This window comes from Acidovorax sp., from assembly GCF_047607405.1.
Classification (GTDB): domain Bacteria; phylum Pseudomonadota; class Gammaproteobacteria; order Burkholderiales; family Burkholderiaceae_C; genus Acidovorax.
This window is the reverse complement of the sequence record NZ_JASGDA010000040.1, coordinates 13,138-38,056: the sequence shown is the minus strand read 5'-3', so window position 1 is coordinate 38,056 and position 24,919 is coordinate 13,138. Positions and strand designations below refer to the sequence as shown.

The 24,919-nt window shown below is 62.6% G+C and carries 16 protein-coding genes and 1 tRNA gene; 8 read left to right on the top strand and 9 right to left on the bottom strand.

What is annotated here, in order from left to right; all coding sequences use genetic code 11:
• Positions 1 to 2: 2 nt before the first annotated feature.
• The 9 genes from QM569_RS05215 to QM569_RS05175 form a co-directional block, all read right to left on the bottom strand.
• Complete coding sequence (locus tag QM569_RS05215) at positions 3 to 620, bottom strand: hypothetical protein (protein ID WP_414986171.1); 618 nt, start codon at positions 618 to 620, stop codon at positions 3 to 5.
• A complete protein-coding gene (locus QM569_RS05210) occupies positions 610 to 2,052 on the bottom strand; it encodes a sensor histidine kinase (RefSeq protein ID WP_414986170.1) in 1,443 nt (480 codons plus the stop codon). Before QM569_RS05210 ends, QM569_RS05215 begins: the two co-directional genes overlap by 11 nt.
• Position 2,053: 1 nt before the next feature.
• Positions 2,054 to 3,400 carry a tRNA (N6-isopentenyl adenosine(37)-C2)-methylthiotransferase MiaB gene (gene miaB / locus QM569_RS05205; RefSeq protein ID WP_414986169.1) on the bottom strand — a complete coding sequence of 449 codons (1,347 nt, stop codon included), beginning with the start codon at positions 3,398 to 3,400 and terminating at the stop codon, positions 2,054 to 2,056.
• Positions 3,401 to 3,488: 88 nt separating this feature from the next.
• Positions 3,489 to 3,902 (bottom strand): hypothetical protein, encoded by a 414-nt coding sequence (locus QM569_RS05200; protein WP_414986168.1) that lies wholly within the window; start codon positions 3,900 to 3,902, stop codon positions 3,489 to 3,491.
• A gap of 209 nt (positions 3,903 to 4,111) precedes the next feature.
• Positions 4,112 to 4,188 (bottom strand) — tRNA-Met (locus tag QM569_RS05195).
• A 28-nt stretch (positions 4,189 to 4,216) separates the two neighbouring features.
• Positions 4,217 to 4,996 (bottom strand): enoyl-CoA hydratase, encoded by a 780-nt coding sequence (locus QM569_RS05190; protein ID WP_414986167.1) that lies wholly within the window; start codon positions 4,994 to 4,996, stop codon positions 4,217 to 4,219.
• Between the two features lie 31 nt (positions 4,997 to 5,027).
• The gene (locus QM569_RS05185; RefSeq protein WP_414986166.1) at positions 5,028 to 6,782 is read right to left on the bottom strand and encodes a M61 family metallopeptidase; all 1,755 of its coding nucleotides are present in this window, start codon (positions 6,780 to 6,782) and stop codon (positions 5,028 to 5,030) included.
• A complete protein-coding gene (locus tag QM569_RS05180) occupies positions 6,782 to 7,516 on the bottom strand; it encodes a DsbC family protein (RefSeq protein ID WP_414986165.1) in 735 nt (244 codons plus the stop codon). Before QM569_RS05180 ends, QM569_RS05185 begins: the two co-directional genes overlap by 1 nt.
• Positions 7,517 to 7,551: 35 nt before the next feature.
• Complete coding sequence (locus tag QM569_RS05175) at positions 7,552 to 8,676, bottom strand: FAD-dependent monooxygenase (RefSeq protein ID WP_414986164.1); 1,125 nt, start codon at positions 8,674 to 8,676, stop codon at positions 7,552 to 7,554.
• A 110-nt stretch (positions 8,677 to 8,786) separates the two neighbouring features.
• Here QM569_RS05175 and ychF point away from each other — a divergent pair, with 110 nt between their 5' ends.
• The 8 genes from ychF to QM569_RS05135 all read left to right on the top strand — a co-directional run bounded on the left by ychF (position 8,787) and on the right by QM569_RS05135 (position 24,919).
• Positions 8,787 to 9,881, top strand: a complete 1,095-nt coding sequence (gene ychF / locus QM569_RS05170; protein WP_414986163.1) for a redox-regulated ATPase YchF — start codon at positions 8,787 to 8,789, stop codon at positions 9,879 to 9,881.
• Positions 9,882 to 10,077: 196 nt separating this feature from the next.
• On the top strand, positions 10,078 to 11,289 hold the full coding sequence (locus QM569_RS05165) for a tyrosine-type recombinase/integrase (protein ID WP_414986162.1): 1,212 nt from the start codon (positions 10,078 to 10,080) through the stop codon (positions 11,287 to 11,289).
• A gap of 347 nt (positions 11,290 to 11,636) precedes the next feature.
• Positions 11,637 to 12,698 carry a Fic family protein gene (locus QM569_RS05160; protein WP_414986161.1) on the top strand — a complete coding sequence of 354 codons (1,062 nt, stop codon included), beginning with the start codon at positions 11,637 to 11,639 and terminating at the stop codon, positions 12,696 to 12,698.
• Positions 12,698 to 15,574 (top strand): SNF2-related protein, encoded by a 2,877-nt coding sequence (locus QM569_RS05155; RefSeq protein ID WP_414986160.1) that lies wholly within the window; start codon positions 12,698 to 12,700, stop codon positions 15,572 to 15,574. The genes QM569_RS05160 and QM569_RS05155 overlap by 1 nt, the downstream gene beginning before the upstream one ends.
• Positions 15,571 to 18,657 (top strand): TrlF family AAA-like ATPase, encoded by a 3,087-nt coding sequence (locus QM569_RS05150; RefSeq protein WP_414986159.1) that lies wholly within the window; start codon positions 15,571 to 15,573, stop codon positions 18,655 to 18,657. Before QM569_RS05155 ends, QM569_RS05150 begins: the two co-directional genes overlap by 4 nt.
• A gap of 1 nt (position 18,658) precedes the next feature.
• Entirely contained in the window at positions 18,659 to 20,452 is a 1,794-nt protein-coding gene (locus QM569_RS05145; protein ID WP_414986158.1) for an AIPR family protein, read from the top strand.
• Positions 20,453 to 20,462: 10 nt separating this feature from the next.
• Positions 20,463 to 22,175 carry a site-specific DNA-methyltransferase gene (locus QM569_RS05140; protein WP_414986157.1) on the top strand — a complete coding sequence of 571 codons (1,713 nt, stop codon included), beginning with the start codon at positions 20,463 to 20,465 and terminating at the stop codon, positions 22,173 to 22,175.
• The gene (locus QM569_RS05135) at positions 22,175 to 24,919 is read left to right on the top strand and encodes a DEAD/DEAH box helicase (protein WP_414986156.1); all 2,745 of its coding nucleotides are present in this window, start codon (positions 22,175 to 22,177) and stop codon (positions 24,917 to 24,919) included. The genes QM569_RS05140 and QM569_RS05135 overlap by 1 nt, the downstream gene beginning before the upstream one ends.

Here is a 24,919-nt window from a genome sequence, read left to right as displayed (position 1 = left end):
GGTCAGGGCATGGGCTTTGTGCCATTGGCGGGCGGGGGCGGCGCGGGGCGGGTGCTCAGGCTGCGCTCGATGGCGCGCACGGCCTCCAGGCGTTCGTTGAGCTGCTCGTTGCGGCGCTGGGCTTCGCGCAGTTGCTGGGCTTGCTTGTCCAACTGATCTTCCAGCCGCCGCTGTTGCAGCAGGCGCGATTCGAGCAGGCGGGCCAGCGGGTGCAGGGCCGGTGCGGCAGCGTTGCCCAGCACGCGCTGCACCAGCCCCAGGGCGCGGGCCGTGTCCGCGGGCTGGCGGGTCTGGGCCAGCGCCACGGCCAGCAGCAGCGGGTTCTCGGGCGCTGCATCTTCACTGTCGCCCAGGCGGGCGATCTCCCGGCCCAGCTCGGCGGGCGCCAGGCGGGCGATGGCGTCGGCCCGGGCCAGTGCCTGGGCCACAGGGTCTGCCGTGGGCGCCGCTGCGGGCGGGGGCGCGGCTTCGGCCGGAGCAGGGACCGCGATGACCACCGCAGCGGGGGGTGGTGGCGGCGGAGCTTCTGCCGGACGCGGTCGCACGGCCTGGCAGCCCCCGAGCACGGCTGCCAGGCAGGCGGCAGCCAGGACACGGAGGGCGGAGGGGTTACTGGGCATTCGGCAGTTCCATGCGAAAGAAAGAAGAACGGGTGCCATCTTCCACGATGTACACGCGCCCGCCATGGGCGGCCACGTATTCCTGCACGATGGACAGGCCGATGCCGGTGCCGCGCGCGGCGTCCTGCGGCTGGCGCTCGCCACGGTAGAAGGGCTCGAACACGCGCTCCCGGTCGCCGGGCGCCACGCCCGGGCCCTGGTCGGCGATGTCCACGCGCACCACGCCCGGCCCGTGGGACAGCGCCATGCGCACCGTGCCGCCCTGGGGCGAGAAGCGGATGGCGTTGGACAGCAGGTTGCTCACGGTCGAGGCGATCTTGTCGGGGTCGATGGGCAGCGTCACGGCGGGCCCTTGCACCAGCACCTGCAGGCCCCGGGCCTGCCACTGCAGGCGCTGGGCTTCCACCTGGGCCTCCAGCAGCGCCAGCAGGTCGGTATCGCGCCGCCGGAGCTGCCGCGCCTCGAAGGCGGCGGCGTTGAAGCGCAGCAGGGCCTCGATCTCGCCCTGCAGCACCAGGGTGTTGTGGTGCAGGATCTGCGCGACCTCGCGCTGGCCGGGGGTGAGTTCGCCCGTCACGCCGTCCTGCAGCAGCGCCACGCCCTCGCGCAAGGCGGCCAGCGGGGTCTTGAGCTCGTGCGAGACGTGGCGCAGGAAGCGCGCCTTGTCCGCGTCCAGCTCCGACAGGCGCAGCCGCAGCCATTCGAGCTGCTGGCCCACGCGGCGCACGTCGTCGGGGCCGGAAATGGCGACGGGCTCGTCCAGCTGGTTCTCGCCCAGCCTGCGGATGGCGCCTTCCAGGCGCTTGAACGGGCGCGCCAGCCAGATGCCCAGCGCCAGCGCCAGCACCAGGGCCAGCACGATCACGCCCACCGCCTGGTGCGTGACGCTGCGGCGGCTGTCCTCCACCCGGTCCTGCAGCTCTTGGTTGCGCCGGGTGTTGATGTCCTGCACCGACTGCACGATGGCCGCGTGCAGCGCGTCCAGGCCGACGAATTCCTCGGCCACCCGGCGCTCGTTGTCCAGCGCGCGCTCTGGCGGGGCGTCGAGCAGGGCCTGCACGGTGTCGAGGTGCTGGCGCCACCGGGCCGCTTGTTCTTCGGGCAGGCCGCTGTTGTGCAACTGCGCCAGCACGCCCAGCGCCTGGGCCGCCATGTCGTCGAAGCTGCGGCGCAGCGTGGCGTCGCGCAGCACCAGCGACTGCCGCGCCGCGCGCTCCAGCGCCTGGCCGTGCTGGTTGAGCGCCTGCGCGGCGCCGGTCAGCGCGGTGGCCTGCGCGGCGCCGTGGCGGCTTTGCACCATGAGCTGCTCCAGCGTGTAGAGCGCCCGCAGCGAACTCGCGCCCAGCAGCCCGGCGATGAGCAGGAAGGCCAGCAGCAGCAACTGCTGGAAGGAGAAGCTGTTCAGCGGGGAGTGGCTGCTTTCTGCGGGCATCTCATGCCGCCAGCGCGGCGGTGTCATGCGTAAGGACTTCGCCCCGCAGCGTGTACGCCTTGGCCTCGGTAATGGTCACATCCACCATCTGCCCGATCAGCCGGGGCTGGCCCGCGAAGTTGACCACGCGGTTGCATTCGGTGCGGCCCATCAGCTCGCCCGCGTCGCGCTTGGACGCGCCTTCCACCAGGATGCGCTGCACCGTGCCCACGCGGCTTTCGCTGATGGACTTGATGTTGGCGTTGATGACGGACTGCAGGTGCTGCAGGCGGCGTAGCTTCACGTCGTGCGGCGTGTCGTCGTGCAGGCCGGCGGCGGGCGTGCCGGGGCGGGGGCTGAAGATGAAGCTAAAAGAGTTGTCGAAATGCACGTCGTCGATCAGCTTCATCATCTTGTGGAAGTCGTCCTCGGTCTCGCCGGGGAAGCCCACGATGAAGTCGCTGCTCATCGCCAGGTCGGGCCGGATGGCGCGCAGCTTGCGGATGGTGCTCTTGTATTCCATGGCCGTGTAGCCGCGCTTCATGGCCATCAGGATGCGGTCGCTGCCGTGCTGCACGGGCAGGTGCAGGTGGTTTGCCAGCTTGGGGATGCGCGCATAGGCCTCGATCAGCCGGGGCGTGAACTCGTTGGGGTGGCTGGTGGTGTAGCGGATGCGCTCGATGCCCGGGATGTCGGCCACGTATTCGAGCAGCAGGGCGAAGTCGGCCACCTCCGCCGTGCCGCCCATCTTGCCCAGGTAGGCGTTCACGTTCTGGCCCAGCAGCGTGACCTCTTTCACGCCCTGGTCGGCCAGGCCCGCCACCTCCACCAGCACGTCGTCGAAGGGGCGACTCACCTCCTCGCCGCGCGTGTAGGGCACCACGCAGTAGCTGCAGTATTTGGAGCAGCCTTCCATGATGGAGACGAAGGCGCTCGCGCCCTCGACGCGGGCCGGGGGCAGGTGGTCGAACTTCTCGATCTCGGGGAAGCTGATGTCCACCTGCGGGCGGTCCTGCCGCTCGCGCTGGGTCAGCAGCTCGGGCAGGCGGTGCAGTGTCTGGGGGCCGAAGACCACGTCCACATAGGGCGCGCGCCGGATGATCTCGGCGCCCTCCTGGCTGGCCACGCAGCCGCCCACGCCGATCTTCACGCCGCGCGCCTTCAGGTGCTTGACGCGGCCCAGGTCGCTGAACACTTTCTCTTGTGCCTTCTCGCGCACCGAGCAGGTGTTGAACAGGATCAGGTCGGCTTCATGAACGTTCTGCGTGGGCTCGTAGCCCTGGGCGGCGTTCAGCACGTCGGCCATCTTGTCCGAGTCGTACTCGTTCATCTGGCAGCCGAAGGTTTTGATGAAGACTTTCTTGGCCATGGCGGGCTCTCTTATCTCGGGGCGGAAAAACAAAACGGAAACGGCGGCGCGCCCGCACGGGCGCGCCTCGGCAGTCGAGCGGTCGGGCCTATTTGTTGGCCGACTCGGTGCGGAAGTTGAAATGCACCGCGTCGCTGCCCTTGCGGGGCTGCGCGGCTTCCTTCTCGGTCAGGATCCAGGCCGTGAGCAGCATGCCCGTGCTGTTCTCGATGACGTAGTTGACCTTGAAGGTCTGGCCGATCACGCTGTGCGCCATGACCAGCGTGTTCTGCGGGCTGAACAGGCGCATGCCGGGCGCCAGGCGGATGGGGCGGTTGTTGAGCGTGGCCTGTGCCACCGTGTCGATGGTGAGCACGCCGCGCAGCGCGGACGGGGGAAAGTTGCGCGTGACGCCGAGGCCGGGCTGGACCTGGGCGGCGGTCGGCAGCGCGGTCCATAGCAGTACGGCGGCACACCCTGCAAGCAGGGTGCGTGTGAAGGAGGTCGTGGGACAGCGGTTCATGGTTTACATCCAGGGGCTGAAGCAGCGATTCTAAAAGCGGGGCGTGTGGCCAGGGTATTCAAAAAAGATAGCTGCTGGTGCCTGATTCCATTAGGTTTCAGATAGTTTTCTCATTGAAAACAAGGCTGGAAAGGCGCGAGCAGCTATGATTTTTGATATCCATCTGCCCAAGAAAAAACCCACAGTGCAGGGCACTGTGGGTTGGCAGGTGGTGGTGGTACCGGGACTTGAACCTGGGACATCAGCATTATGAATGCTGCGCTCTAACCAACTGAGCTATACCACCGAAGCCGCGCATTATAGAACGAATTTTCTCACTGGTGCGTGAAGTTGGCGGCGCGCTTGTTCATGAAGGCGTCCATGCCTTCCTTCTGGTCCTGCGTGGCGAACAGCGCGTGGAACAGGCGGCGCTCGAACATCACGCCGTCGCTCAGGCTGCCCTCGAAGGCGCGGTTGACCGATTCCTTGGCAGCCATCACGGCGATCTGCGAAAAGCCAGCGATGACCAGCGCCGCGCCCAGGGCCTCGTCCATGAGTTTGTCGTAGGGCACGACGCGGCTCACCAGCCCGGCGCGCTCGGCTTCCGATGCGTCCATCATGCGCGCTGTCAGGGCCATGTCCATGGCCTTGGACTTGCCCACGGCGCGCGGCAGGCGCTGCGTGCCGCCCGCGCCGGGGATCACGCCGAGCTTGATCTCGGGCTGGCCGAACTTGGCGTTGTCGGCCGCGATGATGAAGTCGCACATCATCGCCAGCTCGCAGCCGCCGCCCAGGGCAAAGCCGCTCACGGCGGCGATCACGGGCTTGCGGATGCTGCGGATGGTTTCCCAGTTGCGGGTGATGTAGTCGCCCTTGTAGGCGTCGGCGAAGCTGTACTTGGCCATGGCGCCAATGTCGGCCCCGGCGGCGAAGGCTTTTTCGCTGCCGGTGAGGATGGTGCAGCCGATTTTTTCATCCGCGTCGAACGCTTTCAGCGCTGCGCCCAGTTCGTCCATGAGTTGGCCGTTCAGCGCGTTGAGCTGCTTGGGGCGGTTGAGCGTGATGACGCCGACCTTGTCCGCCTCGACGCGGACCTCGATGGTTTCGTAGGCCATGGAATCTCCTGGATGTTTTTGGTGAGGGAAATTATGAGCCGAGCCATCGGCCCAGCGCGGCGGCATCGGCGGCGGCCAGGCTGACGGTGTCGGCGGCGACTTTCTTGCCGGGCAGTGCAAGCGCGAGCCGCAGCAGGCGACCGTCCCGCGCCACGATGGCCGTGGCTTCGGCGGCGCTGCCCGCGTAAAAGCCCACGTCGGCCAGTTGCTGGATGCGCCAGCCCTGGCCCGCCACCTCCAGGCCCAGCCACTCGTCGCCTGCGGCCATGCCCGCTTTCTCGGCAACGCCGCCGCGCAGCACCACCTTGATCTGCACGCTGTGGTTTTCCGCCACGCGCAGGCCCAGGCGCTGGGCCAGTTGCGGTGTTTCGGCCTTCAGCGTCACGCCATGCGCGGCCAGCAGCTCGGCCAGCGGCAGATCCGCCGTGCCGTGTACCCACTGCGCCAGCTCGGCGTCGAACGAGCGGCCCGCCAAGTCTTGCAGCACGGTGCGCAGGTCGGCCTCGGCCATGGGGCCGCCCGCGCAGCGCTGCCACAGGGCGCGCATCACGGCGTCCAGCGTGGTGCGGCCGTCGCGGCGCAAGGCCAGGTCCAGGCACAGCGCCACCAGCGAGCCCTTGGTGTAGTAGCTGACCGTGGCGTTGGGCGTGTTCTCGTCCTGCCGGTAGTACTTGACCCAGGCGTCGAAGCTGGCCTGCGCCACGGTCTGCACGTGGCGGCCCGGCGTCTGCAAGACCTGGTTGATCGCCTTGGTGAGCAGCTTCAGGTACGCGGCGTCGTCAATCAGCCCGGCGCGGCGCAGCAGCAGGTCGTCGTAGTAGCTGGTAAAGCCCTCGAAGAACCACAGCAGCTCGGTGTAGTTCTCGCGTGCGTAGTCGTAGCTGGCGAACTCCGCGGGGCGCAGGCGCTTGACGTTCCAGGTGTGAAAGTACTCGTGGCTGATGAGGCCCAGCAGCGTGGTGTAGCCCTCGCCCGGTTTGCTTTCTCCCACACGCGGCAGGTCGCGCCGCCCGCAGATCAGTGCCGTGCTGTTGCAGTGCTCCAGCCCGCCGTAGCCGTCGCCCACGGCGTTGAGCAGGAACAGGTAGTTCTTGATCGGCGGCTTGCCGCTGCCGTGCCAGAAGCGGATGGCGGTCTCGCAAATCTTCTGCGCATCGGCCAGCAGGCGCTTGCCGTCGAACGAGGGCGCGGCCCCGGCCACGACGAAGCGGTGCGGCACGCCGCAGGCCGTGAAGCGGCCCTGCCAGAACGTGCCCAGCTCCACGGGGCAGTCCACCAGCTCGTCGTAGTCGGCGGCGGCGTAGAGGCCAAAGCCCTGTTTGTCGGCCTTGACGGCGGCCAGCCCCGTGGCGACCGACCAGTGGGCCGTGGCGGGCGTGCTGGCGACTTCCAGCGTGTGCTTTGCGCGCTCCTGCCCGTGTACGCGCAGGCACAGGCTGGTGCCGTTGAAGAAGCCGCGCGCCGTATCGAGCCACGCGGTGCGCACCGAGGCGTCGTAGGCGCATACGGCATAGGTCAGCACCAGCGGCGTGCCCGGGCGGCTGTCGGCGCGCCAGCGGTGCTTGTCGAGCTGTGCCAGCGGCACGGCGCGCCGCCCCTGCCGGGCTTTCAGGTCCTGCAGGTTCCTGGCGAACTCGCGCACCAGGTAGCTGCCCGGAATCCATACCGGCAACGACAGCTCCTGCCCCGCAGCGGGCGCGTGGATGGTCAGGGTGACGCGGAACAGGTGGGCGTGCAGGTCCGCAGGCTCGATGCGGTAGTGGATGGCGGCGCCGGGCGCGGGCATCAGTTGGCCGCCCCGCTGGAGTCGCTGCCCGCGTCGGCCAGGCGCTTTTCCACCTCCTGCGCGCCGATGGCGCCCGGCACGCGCGTGCCGTTGGAAAAAATCAGCGTGGGCGTGCCCGTGATCTTGTACTTGCGCCCGAACGCCAGGTTGCGCTGGATGGCGGCAGTGTCGCAGCTCGCAGACGGGGCGGGCTTGTCGCGCACCATCTGGTCCTGCCACGCGGTGGCCTTGTCCTTGGCGCACCAGATGTTGCGCGACTTCTCGGCCGAGTCGGGGCTCAAGATGGGGTACAGGAACAGATGGACGGTCACGTTGTCCACGTTCTGCAGGTCGCGCTCGAAGCGCTTGCAGTAGCCGCAGTTGGGGTCCTCGAACACGGCCACCTTGCGCTTGCCGTCGCCGCGCACGATGGTGAAGGCATCCTTGAGCGGCAGGGCGGAGAAGTCGATGGCCGTCAGCTTGTTGATGCGGTCCTCGGTCAGGTTGCGCCGCGCCTTGGTGTCGATGAGCTCGCCCTGGATCACGTAGTTGCCCTTGGCGTCGGTGTAGAACAGGTCGGTGCCGACGCGCACCTCGTACAGCCCCTTCATGGGCGTGGGGCGCACCTCGTCGATCTGGGTGAACTGCGGGTAGCGCTCGGCCAGCGTCTTGCGGATGTCGGCGTCCTGGGCAGAAGCTGCGAAGCTCGCGGCAAGGGCGCTGGCGGTGAGCAAAAGTGCGGGAATCAGTTTCATGGCGTTCTCGGTCGATCCATCTCTATGGTTGGCAATCACATCCCCATGGCCTGGCGGGCCACGAAATTTTTCAGCGGCCCGCTCAGGTCGAAACCCTTCATGCCCCAGTTGCGCAGCGCCTGCAAGGGCGCTTCCGGGCGCGTGAACAATTGCTGCAGCCCGTCGGTGGCCAGGCCCATGGGCAGCAGGGCCGCCTTGCGCGCGCGCTCGTAGCGCCGCAGCAGCCGCAGGTCGGCCACGCTGCGCCAGGCGTCGCGCCCGTGCAGCACGGCGGCCAGCGCCTGGCCGTCGGCCAGCCCCAGGTTCAGCCCCTGGCCTGCCAGCGGGTGAACGTTGTGCGCGGCATCGCCCGCCAGTGCCCAGCTCTGGGTGCTGGCGCCAGGCAAAGGCCCGCACCAGCGGTCGGCCTGGGCGAACTGCAGGGGCCATGCGGCGCGCTCGGCGGTCAGTTGCAGCGCGCCCAGGGCGTCCTGGCTGGCGTCCTGCAGCTTCTGCGCGAATTCCTCGGGGGGCAGCGCCATCAGCAGCGGCGCCTGGTCCTGCGGCACGGACCAGACGACCGCCACGGTGCTCCCCTGCGGCCCGTCCAGCGGCAGAAAGGCCAGGATGCCGCCCTGCGCGAACCACTGCCGCGCCACCTGCCCGTGGGGCCGCTCGCAGCGCAGGCGGGTGGCAATGGCGTGCTGGGCGTAGGGCGTGGCGTGGAACTGCGCGCCGAACTCCGCGCGCGTGCTGCTGGCGCGGCCTTCGCACACCACCGTCAGCGCGGCGTGTACGGGGGCGTCCACCACGTCCACCTGGGGCTGGTAGCGCACGGCTTCGGCCAGGCGGGCCTCCAGGGCAGGCACGTCCACGATCCAGGCCATGGCGTCCACGCCCTGCGCGGCGGCGTCGAAATGCACGGCGCCGCCCTGGTCGCCCTGCACCTGCATGTGGCGCACGGCGGTGGCGTGCTGCGCGTCGGGCCAACTGCGCAGGGACTCCAGCAACTGGCGCGAGGCACGGTTGAGCGCATAGGCCCGCACGTCGCCCGCTGCGGGGCTCTTGGGGCCGGGGGCGGGCAGCAGGGCCACTTTCAGGCGGTCCCGCGCCAGCAGCAGCGCCAGCGTGCTGCCCACGATGCCGCTGCCGCGAATGCAAATGTCAAAGGTGGGGGCCATGAGGGGCATTGTAGGAGCCGCCCCGTGGGCCAGCGCATGGTGGCTGACCGACGGCTCGACCGACTGACTAAAATCGACGGTTTGTCTCCGAACTCCCAGAAAGCCCAGCCATGAGCCTCCAATGCGGCATCGTGGGCCTGCCCAACGTCGGCAAGTCCACCCTTTTCAACGCCTTGACCAAGGCTGGCATCGCCGCCGAAAACTACCCCTTCTGCACCATCGAGCCCAACACCGGCGTGGTGGAAGTGCCCGACCCGCGCCTTGACCAGCTGGCCGAGATCGTCAAGCCCGAGCGCACCGTGCCCGCCATCGTCGAGTTCGTGGACATCGCGGGCCTGGTGGCAGGCGCCAGCAAGGGCGAGGGCCTGGGCAACCAGTTCCTGGCCCACATCCGCGAGACGGACGCTATCGTCAACGTGGTGCGCTGCTTTGAAGACCCCAACGTGATCCACGTGGCGGGCAAGGTGGACCCCATCGCTGACATCGAGGTCATCCAGACCGAGCTGTGCCTGGCCGACATGGCCACCGTCGAGAAGGCGCTCAACCGCTACAGCAAGGCCGCCAAGAGCGGCAACGACAAGGAAGCCGCCAAGCTCGTGCAGCTCCTCGCGCCCATCCAGGCCGCGCTCAACGAAGGCAAGCCCGCGCGCACCGTACCCGTGAGCAAGGAAGACGCGCCCTTGCTCAAACAGTTCTGCCTGATCACCGCCAAGCCCGCCATGTTCGTGGGCAACGTGGCCGAGGACGGCTTCGAGAACAATCCCCTGCTCGACAAGCTGCGCGAATACGCCACGGCCCAGGGCGCGCCCGTGGTGGCGATCTGCGCCAAGATCGAGGCCGAAATGGCCGAGATGAGCGACGAGGACCGCGCCATGTTCCTCGAAGAAATGGGCCTGGCCGAACCCGGCCTGAACCGCCTGATCCGCGCGGGCTACGACCTGCTGGGCCTGCAGACCTACTTCACCGCAGGCGTGAAGGAAGTGCGCGCCTGGACCATCCACAAGGGCGACACCGCGCCCCAGGCCGCGGGCGTGATCCACGGCGACTTCGAGCGCGGCTTCATCCGCGCCCAGACCATCGGGTTCGACGACTTCATCCAGTACAAGGGCGAGCAGGGCGCCAAGGACGCGGGCAAGATGCGCGCTGAGGGCAAGGAGTACGTGGTCAAGGATGGCGACGTGATGAACTTCCTGTTCAACGTCTGACGATTTTTGCTGAATCTCGGTGGCGTTCAGTAGCGCTTGGTGGACAGGTTGACCCATTTGAAATCAATGGGTTGCGTAAACAATACGGTCTGCTGAGCGTTCCTATTGTTCATCGAGGTCTGAAAAATTCGGGGGTAGCGTTGGGGGTACTCGTGTTCAACCGTGGGGGTACATCTCCCCGCAGTGGAGTCCAACGATGCCCGAAAACCTACTCACCGACCTCAAGGTCAGGTCGGCCAAATCGACGGATCGAGATTGGAAACTATCAGACGGCGGGGGCTTGTTCCTGCTGGTCAAACCTACCGGCGGCAAGCTCTGGCGGTGGAAGTACCGCCTGCAAGGCAAGGAGAACCTCTTTGCCATTGGCGGCTTTCCTCAAGTAAGTCTTGCGGATGCACGTGCGGCCCGAGAGAAGGCGCGTGCCCTGGTCAAGCAAGGCATTCATCCTGCGCATGAGCGGCAGCAGGTCAAGCGGCGCAACCTCGAAGCGCTGGAAGAACGCAAGCGCGCTCGTGAAAGCTCGTTCGTCAAGGTGGCGAAAGCGTACCTGGCGGAGATCAAGCCAGTCTTTGCGCTCAGTTCCTACCGCACGAAAGAATCCCGCATCAGGAAGTACCTGTCGCCCAAGTTCGATGGGATGCCAATGAGCGACATTGGCGTGAAGCAGATTCGCCCGCTGCTGGAGGAGTGCAAGTCACACGGTGCGTGGGCGGCCATTCACGTCAAAGGCGATCTGGCGACCATCTTCGAGTTCGCAGTGGTGCGTGGTCTGGTCGAGGCAAATCCAATTCCCAGCCTGCGTGGGCTGCTGCGCGTGCCATTCAGCGAGAGCAAAGCGGCGATGACGCGAGAGCAAATCCAGAAGTTCTATCAGGAGTTGCGCGGCTACCGGGGCTATCCGGAAACCTCGCTGTGTCTGCGGCTGATTGCGCTGACCGCCTGCCGTCCAGGGGAAGCGGCGGATGCCGAGTGGGACGAGTTCGACTTTGAGGATGCCCTGTGGCGTCGGCCTGCGGCGAAGATGAAAGCGCGGCGCGACCATGTCAGCCCGCTATCCACGCAGGCCATAGCGGTGCTGAAAGATTTGCAGCACATCACGAGTGGCGGACGCTATCTGTTCCCGCACAGGAGCGGAAAAGGCTTCACCACGCCCAATCGGCTCACCTACGCCATGCGCGACATGAACCTGGGCCGGGGTACGACGCCGCATTGCTGGCGGACGACCTTTTCGACCTGGGCAAATGAGAACGGATACCGGTCTGATGCAATTGAGCGGCAGCTTGCCCACGTGGAAAGCAACAAGGTGCGGGCGACGTACAACAAGGCGTTGTTGCTAGATCAGAGAAGGACGCTGTTGCAGGACTGGGCGGACTATCTGAGTGCGGCGGAAGGCAGCGTCACGGCATAGGGAAGAGTTGGCTGGGTGTTGCAGAACCAATGGACAGGGCGGCCTTTTCCTTTTCTGGATAGGGCCGTTGTCCCTTGAGGGCCGTTCCCTTGCCATTTGCCTTTGCCCAAGGCTGGGTGCTGGAAATGGGGTAAACAATGGAATAAATGGGGCAATTTTGACTTTATTGCCTCCTTTTAAGATTCGTGTCACCCATTTCCTTCCTGGTTAGCCATGCCTCCCCCTCACGACCGGTCCAATGTTCAGGAAATGGGGTAGTTAAATACTGGTAATGAGGTATTTTTATAGACAATACCCCATTTAACGGCTATGATTACCCCATTTAGACAGCCTGAGCTTACATTTCCATGCACTCGCTCACACCCGAGTACCTTGCCGCGCTTCGCTTCGATGGCACTCAGGCCGCCACACTGCGCACGTTGGGGGAGTACCAGGGCAAGCAGCAACTCTACGCCGCACAGTCGCCCGAAGCCCTCAAGGGGCTACGCCAGATCGCGGTGGTGGAGTCCACCGAGTCATCCAACCGGCTGGAAGGTGTTGTCGTAGCGCCCTCGCGGCTGAAGTCTCTGGTCATCCGCAACGCAACGCCAAAGAGCCGTTCCGAACAGGAGATCGCGGGCTACCGTGACGCCTTGGCGCTGATCCACGAATCGGCCGCGCACATGCCCTTCAGCGAGGGAGTGGTGCTGCAACTGCACACCCTGCTGTACCGCTATATGCCGCAGGCGGGCGGGCGCTGGAAGGCCACCAATAACGACATCATCGAGCGTCACCCGGATGGCACTTCGCGTTTGCGCTTCCAGCCGGTGGCTGCGCATCTCACGCCGATGGTCATGGCTGATCTGACCGGGCGCTACGCCACCGCACTGGACCAGCACCTGGCCGACCCTCTGGTGCTGGTGCCGCTGGCGATGCTCGACTTTTTGTGCATCCACCCCTTCCCGGACGGCAACGGTCGCATGTCCCGCTTGCTGACCTTGCTGCTGCTCTACCACTTCGACTATGCCGTGGGTCGTTACATCAGCTTGGAACGCATCTTCGAGGACACCAAGGAAGGCTATTACGAAACGCTGGAAGCCAGCTCGCAGGGATGGCACCAGGGGCAGCACGACGTTAAGCCCTGGCTCGACTACTTCTGGGGTGCTTTGCTGCGGGCTTATCGTGAGTTCGAGGAGCGTGTCGGCACCATCGAGCGTGGCCGTGGCAGTAAAGGCGACCGGGTGCGGGCGGAGGTCCTAGGGCGCAGCCAGCCGTTCTCGATTTCCGAGATTGAGGAGGCTTGCCCGGGCGTGAGCCGAGACATGGTGCGGTTGGTGCTGCGGGCGATGAAGTCAGAGGGAGTGATCGAGTCCATGGGCAAGGGGCGAGGAGCGAAGTGGAAACAAGTCAAGGTAGAGGGGGGAGACTGATGCAACAGCCCCTTACGCAGTATCAAAGCCAGTACTACGCATGGCTTCTGACGCGCCGCGCGGCAGGCGACTCCGTGGAGTCGCTGGCATCAACGCTGGTTGACTCGCAGGTTGATCTCAATCCGCATCAGGTCGATGCGGCCCTCTTCGCATGCCGCAATCCCCTTTCGCGCGGTGTGCTCCTCGCTGACGAAGTAGGTCTCGGCAAGACCATTGAAGCGGGCTTGGTGATCTCGCAACGCTGGGCGGAACGGCGGCGCAAGATTCTCATCATCGTCCCGGCCAACCTTCGCAAGCAGTGGCACCAGGAGTTGCAGGACAAGTTCGGTCTGCAAGGGCTGATTCTCGAAGCCAAAAGCTATAACGCGATCCGTAAGAAGGATCGGCAGAATCCGTTCCTCTTTGCCTCTGGCCCGGTCATCTGTTCCTATCAGTTCGCCAAGTCCAAGGCTGACGATGTCGAGAGCATTGACTGGGACTTGGTCGTCCTCGATGAAGCGCATCGCCTGCGCAACGTCTACAAGACCAGCAACGTCATTGCCAGGACTCTCAAGGAGGCGTTGTCGCACGTTCACTCCAAGGTGCTTCTGACCGCAACGCCATTGCAGAACTCATTGCTCGAACTCTATGGGCTGGTCAGCTTCATCGATGACCGCGTGTTCGGAGACCTAGACAGCTTTCGCTCGCAATTTACTGGCCGGGAACAGACCTTCAACGGCCTGCGTGACCGACTGACCCCCATTTGCAAGCGCACTCTGCGCAAACAGGTTCAGCCTTATGTGTCGTATACGGCGCGCAAGGCCATCATCCAAGAGTTCACCCCCTCAAGCGAAGAGCAAGAACTGTCCAGACTTGTCGCCGATTACTTGCGTCGCCCCAACCTGAAGGCCATGCCCGAGGGACAGCGCCAGCTGATTTCACTCGTGTTATGGAAGTTGCTCGCGTCCAGTTCGCACGCAATCGCAGGCGCGCTGGAGACGATGGCTAAACGCCTTCAGGGTGTACTTGACGAAACTGCCGAAACTCCCGATCTGGCCGAAGAACTCGACGAAGACTACGAATCGCTGGACGAAACGGCGGATGAGTGGAGCGACCATGAATCCGCTTCTGCGACGCCAAGCCTCTCAGAGCGGAATGCCATCGCGCAGGAAATCGAAGAGCTTCGCCACTTTAAGGCGCTGGCAACCAGCATCCGCGACAACGCCAAGGGCAAGGCGCTGCTCACCGCGCTGGATCGCGCCTTCGCCGAACTGGACCGGTTGGGCGCGGCCAGAAAGGCCATCATCTTCACCGAGTCCAAGCGCACACAGGAGTACCTCCTCAGCTTGCTGGCTGACACACCATACGGCGATGACATCGTGCTCTTCAACGGCACCAACAGCGACCAGCGTGCGCAGGCGATCTACAAGGATTGGCTCAAACGCCACGAAGGCACTGACCGCATCACCGGCTCCAAGACCGCCGACACCCGTGCGGCACTGGTCGAGCACTTCAAGGAGCGTGGCAAGGTCATGATTGCCACCGAAGCCGGAGCCGAAGGCATCAACCTTCAATTCTGCTCGCTCGTCATCAATTACGACCTACCGTGGAACCCGCAGCGCATTGAGCAGCGCATCGGGCGCTGCCACCGCTACGGCCAAAAGCACGACGTGGTGGTGGTGAACTTCGTTGACCTCGGCAATGAGGCGGACAAGCGCGTCTACGAATTGCTGGCGCAGAAGTTCCAGCTTTTCGAGGGCGTTTTTGGTGCCAGCGACGAAGTGTTGGGCGCCATCGGTTCTGGCGTCGATTTCGAGCGGCGCATTGCTGATATCTACCAAAATTGCCGAGAGCCCGAGGAAATCAGATCCAGCTTCGAGCAACTCCGACTTGATCTTTCGGGAGAGATCAGCGAAGCCATGGTCAAGACGCGCCAGCTCCTCTTGGAGAACTTCGACGAGGAAGTACAAGGCAAGCTCCGCGTCCGTGCGGAAGACAGCCACAGCGCCCGGAGCCGTTTCGAGCGGATGCTGATGGAGCTGAGCCGGGCGGAACTGAGCGAATTCGCCAGCTTCGATGACAACGGCTTCCTCCTGCAGCGTGTGCCGGACGGCGTCGATGCCAGTGCACGCGCTGGAATCGAGCTGGGGCGTTATGAGTTGCCCCGTCGCTCCGGCGACGCACACCTGTACCGAATTCATCACCCGCTAGCTTCATGGGTCACCGAGAAGGCCAAGGCCCGCACGCTTGACGGTGCCAAGCTCATCTTCGACTACGACGCATACGGCACCAAGGTGAGCACCCTAGAGCCTTATCGCGGCAAAGCGGGATGGCTCACACTGAAGCTGATTGAAGTCGATGCGTTGGGCAACCAGGAGCAGCACCTGCTGGTTACAGCCATCACGTCGGATGGCGTCACTCTGCTGGAAGACGATCCCAGGAAGCTCCTGCGCCTGCCCGCCGTTGCCCAGCCGCCCAGCCTGCTCAGCAGCGCGGCCGGCTTCGCGCTGTCGTCCGACGTCGAAGTCCGCAAGACCGAGCTGCTGCGCGAGATCAATCGGCGCAATCTCGGCTACTTCGAGCAAGAAGTACAGAAGCTGGATGCGTGGGCTGACGACCTGAAGCTGGGCCTTGAACAGGAAATCAAAGAGATTGACCGGCAAATCAAGGAGGTGCGCAGCACTGCAGCCACCGCGCCGACGTTGGAAGAAAAGCTGTCTTGGCAGAAGAAGCAACGGGAGCTTGAGGGAAAACGGAGCAAGCTGCGCCGCGATCTTTTCTCCCGACAGGACGAAGTGGAAGCCCAGCGCAACGACCTCATCAGCCAGCTGGAATTGCAGCTTCAGCAGCAAGTGGAGGAGCACATGCTGTTCACCATCGAGTGGGAACTGAAATGACGACGAAAAGAGAGCTTTCTCGGGGTGCAATTTGGAGGCAGTGGGACCTGCATGTCCACACGCCCGCATCATTTCATTGGTCGGGAGAGAAGTTCGAAAACGACCTCTCCTCTGCGGCGAGCAAGAAGCTGGTCGATGAAATGATCGAGGCCATGAACAAGGCAGAACCTTCTGTGTTCGCGATCATGGACTACTGGACATTCGATGGCTGGTTCGCACTGAAGCAACGACTCTCTGACGCGGACGCGCCAAAGCTCACAAAGAAGGTCTTTCCAGGGATTGAGTTGCGGCTGTCAGCGCCCACCGAAAAGCGGCTGAACGCGCACGTCATATTCTCAGACGAGATCGCCGATCAACATCTGAAGGATTTTCTTGCCAATCTCAAGATCGAGCGCCTTGATCGCTCCGTATCCAAGGACGCACTTGTAGATCTCGCTCGCGCGACTGCCGCCGATATGCTGGCAAAGAAGGGGCACAAGAAGGAAATTGTCGAAAGCGACTACGCGGATGCGCTGTTGGCTGGGTACAAGTTGGCTGAAGTAAAAACAGAGAGCTACAAGAACGCGATTGCAAGTGTTCCGAATGAGTTCGCGATTGGGTTCATGCCATACGACACTAGCGATGGGCTTAACGAGGTTAAATGGGAGCAGCACTACTCCTACTTCCTCGGGCTCTTTGAATCGTCACCTATCTTCGAGTCCAGGAATTTGGACCTGAGAACAGCTTTCCTGTGCGAGAAGACATCGACCAACCACGCCTGGATCGACAATTTCAAGCACGGATTGAAGGGTATCCCCAGGCTCGTAGTGGCTGGCAGTGACGCTCATTGCTTTGTTGGCGCCGCCGGGAATGATGACAAGCGGGGCTACGGCGACTTCCCTTCTGGGAAAAGAACGTGGATCAAGGCCGACCCAACGTTCCACGGCCTCAAGCAAGCCATTCTTGAGCCGGCAAAACGCTCCTTCATTGGCGACACGCCGCCCAAGGTTCAAGAAGTCGACTCCAACAAGACCTTCTACATCGAGTCTATCGAGATTAGCAAAACAGTGGCCAAGGCTGGCGTCGGGCGGTGGCTGCACGGCTGTGACATCCCGCTGAATCCCGATCTTGTCGCCGTCATTGGGAACAAGGGAAGCGGCAAGAGCGCTTTGGCGGATGTCATCGCGACGCTCGGCAACTCCAAGCAATCCAAGCACTTCAGCTTTTTGAAGAAGGATCGCTTTTGGGGCAAGACCGGCGAGCCCGCACGTCACTTCACCGGAACGCTGACCTGGCGAGACGAAAGCACCGAGTCCAGACCGTTGCATGAGTCGCCATCAGAGGAGAAGGTGGAGCTTGTTCGCTACATCCCGCAGGGCTACTTCGAAGAGCTTTGCAATGAGCACGTATCGGGCAAGTCGAACGCATTTGAGAAGGAGCTGAGGTCAGTGATCTTCTCCCATGCGAGCGAAGAAATGCGGCTTGGCGCACTCGACTTTGATCAGTTGACCGAGCAGCAGGAGCAGTCACTCAGGAATCGATTGGGTGAGTACCGTAAGGAGCTGGCATCGACCAACGCAGACATCGTTCGCATCGAGGAGCAGCTTCAACCCATTGAGTTGAAGAAACTCACCGATCTGCTTTTGCTTAAGGGCAAGCAGATCGAGGAACACGACAAGCTGAAGCCTGCGGAGGTCGCGGCGCCGACCGAAGCTATGAGCCCCGCGCAAAAGCAAGCGGCTGAAGGCTTGGCTGCAGCAACTCAACAGGCGGAAGCCGCCAAAAAGCGCAGCCAAGAGATCGCTGGCGAGACCACGGAGCTGGCCAAACGCCAAAAGGCCATAGGGAATATTCGCGAGCAGTTGAGGTTGCTTCAACGATCTTTCGATCAAGCCGAAAAGGCCGTTTCCGACGAAATCAAACTTCTCGGATTCGCTTGGACCGATCTCGCTGCCATCGAAATCAAGACCGCCGTTCTGGACCAAAAATCGACCGAGTTGGCAACGAAGCAAGGCGAGATAAAGATCGAGGCCGAAAAGCTGGCGGAAGCCCTCAATGCCGTCACCGCAACTCAGCAAGGTCTCACTGCAAAGTTGAACGCTCCGCAACAGCAGTATGAGGCCTATCAGCGCCAGCTTGCGGAATGGAACACAAAGCGCGACGAGCTCATCGGCTCAATCACCGAGCCTGAGACCAAGGTCGGACTGGAAACCAGGATCGAGCAGATCAAGGAGCTTCCGCAGCAGCTCAAGGATTTGGAAGCGAGGCGTTTGCAGCTATCCGGGGAAATCTTCGACACCCTTGATGCACAGCGGCGTGCGCGCGCGGAATTGTTCAAGCCGGTGCAGGACCTCATTCAGAAGAACATCCTGATACGCGAGGACTACAGGCTGCAGTTTCAGGCAACGCTGGCGGCATCCGCTGATGCTATCGCCGACCAATTGTTTGCGCTGATCAAGCAAACCTCGGGTGACTTTCGCGGGCAGGACGAAGCGCTGGCGACCATCAGAAGACTGTTCGATAGCCATGACCTGAACACCAAGGAGGGGGCGCTAGCCTTCATTGCTTCCTTGCAGGAGAAGATTTTGGCTGCAGCGAAGGCCTCCGGCTCGGATGCTGGGATATTCAGCTTGCTGAAGAAGGGGCAGACGGCCGCGGCCGTCTATGACCTAATCTTTGGCTTGAACTTCCTTGAACCTCGCTACTCGCTGCTCTTTCAGGATACGCAGATCGAGCAACTGTCCCCTGGTCAACGTGGCGCGCTCTTGCTGATCTTTTACTTGCTGGTGGATAAGGGAAAACCCCCCATCATTCTTGATCAGCCGGAAGAGAATCTTGACAACGAGACGGTGTTCCGTCTGCTCGTTCCCGTTCTCTCTGAAGCCAAAAAGCAGCGGCAGATCATCATGGTCACGCACAACCCCAATTTGGCGGTTGTGTGCGACGCCGAACAAATCATCCACGCAAGATTCGACCGCGCATCGGACTCCACTATCCGCTACGAATCGGGAGCCATCGAGAACACGGGGCTGAACGAAGCTGTCGTGACCATCTTGGAGGGGACGAAACCCGCATTCGAGAACCGCTACGGGAAATACCACTGACATGGCGGCCCTTGAACCACAGCACATGACCGCCCTGAAGACGATTCTGGCGGAGCGCTTCGTGCCCTCCTTGCCGCCGCTTCTGGACACCTCCAAACCTGCAGCGGAGCAACAGGCCAAGCAGCTCTCGCGTGCCTTCAGCGCCTTCGTTCTGCACAAGCTGCTCGACATCACACCGCAGGAGGCCGCCGCATCTGTCGTGGACGACTACAACGACAAAGGCATCGACGCCGTCCACTACGACGAGAATTCGGAAACCCTTTACCTGCTGCAAGCCAAGCTGATGGAATCCGAACAGTTCAAGCAGGAAGACGCGCTGCCGTTCTGCGAGGGCATCCGCTTGTTGATTCGCCAGGAATTCGCCGGGTTCAACAAGAACTTCACGAACCGGAAGGCGGACATCGAAGCGGCGCTCGATGCGTGCAGCTATATCAAACTGGTCGTTCCCTACACGGGTGACGGTATTTCCAAGACGGCCAGCGATGCCTTGCAGGCCCTGCTCGACGATGAAAACCTCGACGAGGAGCGGCTCGATAAGCAGGTGACGTACTACACCGCAGCCGATGTCACCCGCGACCTGCTGGCGGAACAGGCCTACCAGCCCGTTCACACCGACATCGCCTTGCAGAAATCCGAAAAAATCGAGAGCCCGCGTGCCACGTATTACGGCGTCGCCCGATTGGTCGATCTGGTTGCATTGCACAAGGACAAGGGCAAAGCGCTGTACGAGCGCAACATCCGCTATTTCCTCGGCAGTAGCCGATCTGACGTCAACAAGGCCATCAAGACAACCTTGCGCGACTCCCCAGCAGACTTCTTCTATCTCAACAACGGCGTCACTGCCGTTTGCGACCTGATCGAACCCAAGGCCACGAAGAACGGAGTCAAGAAATTCAAGATTCGCGGCCTGTCCATCATCAACGGCGCGCAGACGGTCGCGTCCGCCGCCGAGTTCGTGGCCCAGCACCCGAACTGCAACATCGACGACGCCAAGGTGATGCTCACCTTGATCAAGGCCCCGGCGGACGGCCCGTTCGGCAAGCGCGTCACCAAGGCGCGCAACCACCAGAATCCGGTGCAGACGGCGAATTTCGCCTCGCTGGATGAGAACCAGGAGCGGCTGCGACAGGAAGTCGCCCTGCTCGGTTTTACGTACCACTATCGCCCCGAAGCCCTGGCCACCGATTCCCAATCCATCTCACTGGATGAAGCCTTGCGTGCGCTCGCTTCGCAGCAGGGTGATCCGCGCTACGCCGTCTGGCTCAAGAGCGAACCGGCGCGGCTGGCCGATCCGGAATCTGCTGAATACCAAGCGTTACTCCCGGCCACCCTGACCGGCGTGGCCCTGGTCAATGCCGTGCTGTGCTACCGCGCTATCCGCAAGCTCGTGGTGGGCTACGAGCAGCGCGCGGCGGCGCGCAGCCGGGAAAGGCTGATCTACCGCCACGCCATTCACGTCATCACCGCCGTGATGATGAAGCGCCTGCGCCAACGCATCGGTGCGGCAGCAGTCCTGGACGCGGCAGCGATTCCCGGCTTGATCAGCCAGCCGCTTGATGAGCTGCGGCAGCAGACCTTCGACCTCAAGCAGCAGCAACTGCTAGGCGATGGGCCACTGGCCTACTTCCGCAACCAGAGCAGCGTCGCCTCGTTAATGGCTGACCTGATGGCCGCGCACTTTGGCCTGACTGCCGACCCGACGCTGCCCACACTGCGCAATATCAACACTGCGGCGGATGCCTATCCGCGCAAGCGCCTGCTCGACTACTTGTCGGGCAAGGCTCCCCAACTATGAGAGCGATGCCATGAGCAAGCAAAAACTAGAACTGACATGGATCGGCAAGGAGAAGCGCCCCAAGCTGGAGCCACGCATCCTGCTCGAAGACCCGGCCAGGTCGTACCACGCCAAACAGCGTGTGAGCGAAAACGACATCTTCGACAACCGGCTGATCTTTGGGGACAACCTGCTGGCGTTGAAGGCGCTAGAGCAGGAGTTCACCGGCGCTGTGAAGTGCGCATACATTGATCCGCCGTACAACACCGGTTCGGCCTTCGAGTACTACGACGATGGCTTAGAGCATTCGATCTGGCTGGGCCTGATGCGCGACCGATTGGAACTCCTACGGCGTCTTCTGACTTCGGATGGATCAGTTTGGATCAGCATTGACGACAACGAATACCCCTACTTACGAGTTCTTTGCGATGAGGTGTTTGGTCGTGCGAATTTTGTTTGTACGATCATTTGGGAGAAGAGAAAGAGTCGAGAAAACAGGCGTGCCTTCTCCTTCAAGCACGATTACATCGCGGTGTATGCGCGGGACAAGGGAAGCTTTGAGGCTTCCCGCAATCCGGTACCCGTAAATCAAGAAGTGCTTGCCAGGTACAGAAATCCAGATGGTGATCCACGGGGCGCTTGGCAATCAGTAGCAATAACAGCTCAGGCCGGGCATGCAACAAAATCGCAGTTCTACCAAATCACCACCCCAAGTGGTCGCGTTATTGATCCCCCAGCAGGAAATTGCTGGCGTTTCACTGAGCAACGACTGAACGAGTTGATTGGCGATGGCCGAATTTATTTCGGTGCCAACGGAAGCAACGTGCCGAGGCAAAAGAAGTTTCTGAAGGAAAGTGAGGACGCCGGCCTGACACCAGAAACCATTTGGTATGCAGATGACGTCGGCACGAATGACACGGCCAAGAGGCACTCAAACGGGATTTTCGACGGCAATGGCTTTGATAATCCGAAGCCAGAAGAGTTGATTGAGCGAATCCTGAGTATTGCCTCGAACGAACGAGACTTGGTACTCGACTCCTTTGCAGGATCAGGTACGACAGGCGCAGTAGCTCACAAAATGGGCCGCCGCTGGATCATGGTGGAGCTGGGCGAGCACTGTCACACGCACATCATCCCGCGTCTGCAAAAAGTGGTGGATGGCGAAGACAAGGGCGGCATCACTGAAAGCGTGAACTGGCAAGGCGGTGGCGGCTTTCGCTACTACAAGCTCGCGCCCAGCCTCATCGTCAACGACCGCTGGGGCAACCCGGTCATCAACCCCGAATACAACGCTGCGCAACTGGCCGAAGCGCTCGCCAAGCTGGAAGGCTTCAGCTACGCCCCCTCCGAGGTGCAGTGGTGGCAGCACGGCCATTCCAGCGAGCGGGACTTCATCTACGTCACCACGCAGAACCTGTCCGCCGACCAGTTGCAGGCCCTGTCTGACGAAGTGGGTTCCGACCGGAGCCTGCTGGTGTGCTGCTCGGCCTTCCACGACGTGACCGCCGCCAAGGCAAACGAACGCTGGCCGAACCTGACGTTGAAGAAGATTCCGAAGATGGTGCTGGCCCGCTGCGAATGGGGTCATGACGACTACAGCCTCAACGTGGCAAATTTGCCGATGGCCAAACCCGATCCGAAGGAACCTGCGGTAGCCCCCGAGGCCGACAACAAGAAGTCCAAGAACAGAAAAGTGGCTGCTGCGAATTTGAATCAGGGCGGTCTGTTTGGGGAGAACGAATAATGAACAACCGCGTCCTGCACGCCGTCACCGGTCGTCTGTCCCTTCGGCCGCCCCAGGCGGATTCGCTCATTAAACTGGTTCGCGCGCTCGATGCCGCGCCTGAACTTTTAGGCCACGAGCGCGATGTCTCCGCGATTCTTTCCACGCTGAAGGCCGAGTTCAGCACGCTTGAGGATTTCGAGCGCGAGTTCCCGTCACTGTGCTTTGCGCTGGCAACAGGCGTGGGCAAGACGCGCCTGATGGGAGCCTTTATCGCCTACCTGCATCTGGCCCACGGCATCAACAACTTCTTCGTCCTCGCGCCCAACCTGACGATCTACAACAAACTCATCACGGACTTCACGCGCAACACGCCGAAGTACGTGTTCAAGGGGATTGCCGAGTTCGCACAGCAGCCACCGCTGATCATCACCGGCGACAACTACGACCAGACCGGCGCTGCGGTGGATGATCAGCAGGGTTCATCGTTTGGGGGCTTCGCCCACGACGTGCGCATCAACATCTTCAACATCTCCAAGATCAACTCCGAGGTGCGCGGCGGCAAGGAGCCGCGCATCAAGCGGATGAAGGAAGTGCTGGGTGACAGCTATTTCAACCATCTGGCGAATCTGCCTGACCTCGTGCTGCTGATGGACGAATCGCATCGCTATCGCGCCAGCGCGGGCGTGCGCGCCATCAATGAGCTGAGGCCGCTGTTTGGCCTGGAGGTGACGGCGACGCCATTCGTGGAATCCAGCAAGGGGCCGGTGCCGTTCAAGAACGTGGTGATGGATTACCCGCTGGCGCGGGCGATGGAGGACGGCTTCGTCAAAGAGCCTGCCGTGGTCACCCAGCGCAACTTCGACGCCAAGGCGCACACGCCTGAAGAAATCGAGAAGACCAAGCTGGAAGACGGTGTGCGCCTGCACGAGACGACCAAGGTCGAGTTGCTCACCTATGCCCGCGAGAACGGCGTCAAGCCGGTCAAGCCCTTCATGCTCGTCATCGCTCGCGATACCACGCACGCGGGGCAACTCTTGGCGCTTCTGGAGTCGGAAGCCTTCTACGAGGGCCGCTACCAGGGCAAGGTGATTCAGGTCGATTCCAGCCGTACCGGCGCGGAAGAAGAAGAGATGATCACGCGCCTGCTGGCCGTGGAGAGCGTGGACGAGCCGACCGAGATCGTGATTCACGTCAACATGCTCAAGGAAGGTTGGGACGTGACCAACCTCTACACCATCGTGCCGCTGCGCGCCGCCAATGCCCGCACGTTGATCGAACAGTCCATCGGACGCGGCCTGCGTCTGCCCTACGGCAAGCGCACGGGCGTCGCGGCGGTGGATCGCTTGAACATCGTCGCGCACGACAAGTTCCAGGAAATCATCGACGAGGCCAACCGCGGCGACTCGCCGATTCGCCTGAAGCAGGTCATCCTCGATGCGCCAACCGCCGACGACAAGAAGGTCAGCGTACAGGTCGAGTCCGGAGCGAAGGCGCGTCTCGGTCTGACGGATGCACCGGTCTTGGTTACAGGGGTTTCATCCGCCGAAAGTGGAGCGGAAATCCCAGTGCCCGAACCGGTGTTCACCACGGAGGCGGAGAAGCAGGCCGCGCGCGTGGTCATGGACGTCATCGGCAAGTACGAGGTCAAGCGCGATCTGGTGCCCACCAGCAGCGCGCTGCTGAAACCCGAAGTGCAGAGGGAAATCCTCGCGGAGGTGGCGGAGCGGTTGAAGCCGCTGCAAGGCGAATTGCTGGCGGGCGTGGATGCATCAGCCCTCGCACTTGATTTGTCCGCCGTGGTGGCGAAGACCTCCGAAATCGTGGTGCAGCAGACCATCGACATCCCGCGCATCGCGGTGGTGCCGACTGGCGAGGTCACGACGGGGTTCCACGCCTTCAAGCTGGACGTGAGCCAGCTCCACCTCCAGCCGGGTGAGCGCGAGATCGTCATCCATAACCTGCGCACCAACGAGCAGGACACCCTGGCCGCCGAAGTTGGGCTCAAGGAGCAGCGCCCGGAGGACTACATCGTCCACGCGCTGGTGGACTTTGACGACATCGACTACTTCACCCACGCCGATCTGCTCTACGACCTCGCGGGCCAGATGGTGCAGCACCTGCGCGGTTATCTATCCGAGGACGAGGCCATCAGCGTCTTAGATCGTGACCGCCGCTTGATCGCACGGGAAATCCACGCGCAGATGATGGCCCACTTCTGGGAAGAGGCGACGGAGTACGAGGTGCAGGTCAGTCGTGGCTTTACCGAACTCAAGCCGTGCAACTACACCGCCACGGCGGGCCAGACGGCCCATCACTTCCGGGAGACGGTTGCAGAGACTAGCCGCATCAAGCAGATGCTCTTCGGGGGCTTCGCGCGTTGTCTGTACCCGCTACAGAAGTTCGATTCGGACACTGAGCGGCGCTTCGCCATCATCCTGGAGCGCGATGCCCTGAAGTGGTTCAAGCCTGCGAAGGGGCAGTTCCAGATCTACTACAAGCTTGGCACCGAGCAGTCGGAGTACATCCCGGATTTCGTCGCCGAAACGGACTCGACGATCTTGATGGTGGAAACCAAAGCACGCGGCGACATCAACACGCAAGAGGTGCAGGCCAAAGCTGCTGCTGCCTTGCAGTGGTGTCAGCACGCGTCGGACTTCACGGCGAGCGTCGGCGGAAAACCGTGGCGGTATCTGCTCGTACCTCACGATGAAGTCAATGAGTCGCGGCGGCTGGCCGACTTTTTGAGGTTTGTGAAGGCTTGA

Bases quoted from the DNA above. Each gene is read 5' to 3' on its own strand.
- QM569_RS05215 (WP_414986171.1), bottom strand. From the start codon at position 620: ATGCCCAGTAACCCCTCCGCCCTCCGTGTCCTGGCTGCCGCCTGCCTG.
- QM569_RS05210 (WP_414986170.1), bottom strand. From the start codon at position 2,052: ATGCCCGCAGAAAGCAGCCACTCCCCGCTGAACAGCTTCTCCTTCCAG.
- miaB (WP_414986169.1), bottom strand. From the start codon at position 3,400: ATGGCCAAGAAAGTCTTCATCAAAACCTTCGGCTGCCAGATGAACGAG.
- QM569_RS05200 (WP_414986168.1), bottom strand. From the start codon at position 3,902: ATGAACCGCTGTCCCACGACCTCCTTCACACGCACCCTGCTTGCAGGG.
- QM569_RS05190 (WP_414986167.1), bottom strand. From the start codon at position 4,996: ATGGCCTACGAAACCATCGAGGTCCGCGTCGAGGCGGACAAGGTCGGC.
- QM569_RS05185 (WP_414986166.1), bottom strand. From the start codon at position 6,782: ATGCCCGCGCCCGGCGCCGCCATCCACTACCGCATCGAGCCTGCGGAC.
- QM569_RS05180 (WP_414986165.1), bottom strand. From the start codon at position 7,516: ATGAAACTGATTCCCGCACTTTTGCTCACCGCCAGCGCCCTTGCCGCG.
- QM569_RS05175 (WP_414986164.1), bottom strand. From the start codon at position 8,676: ATGGCCCCCACCTTTGACATTTGCATTCGCGGCAGCGGCATCGTGGGC.
- ychF (WP_414986163.1), top strand. From the start codon at position 8,787: ATGAGCCTCCAATGCGGCATCGTGGGCCTGCCCAACGTCGGCAAGTCC.
- QM569_RS05165 (WP_414986162.1), top strand. From the start codon at position 10,078: ATGCCCGAAAACCTACTCACCGACCTCAAGGTCAGGTCGGCCAAATCG.
- QM569_RS05160 (WP_414986161.1), top strand. From the start codon at position 11,637: ATGCACTCGCTCACACCCGAGTACCTTGCCGCGCTTCGCTTCGATGGC.
- QM569_RS05155 (WP_414986160.1), top strand. From the start codon at position 12,698: ATGCAACAGCCCCTTACGCAGTATCAAAGCCAGTACTACGCATGGCTT.
- QM569_RS05150 (WP_414986159.1), top strand. From the start codon at position 15,571: ATGACGACGAAAAGAGAGCTTTCTCGGGGTGCAATTTGGAGGCAGTGG.
- QM569_RS05145 (WP_414986158.1), top strand. From the start codon at position 18,659: ATGGCGGCCCTTGAACCACAGCACATGACCGCCCTGAAGACGATTCTG.
- QM569_RS05140 (WP_414986157.1), top strand. From the start codon at position 20,463: ATGAGCAAGCAAAAACTAGAACTGACATGGATCGGCAAGGAGAAGCGC.
- QM569_RS05135 (WP_414986156.1), top strand. From the start codon at position 22,175: ATGAACAACCGCGTCCTGCACGCCGTCACCGGTCGTCTGTCCCTTCGG.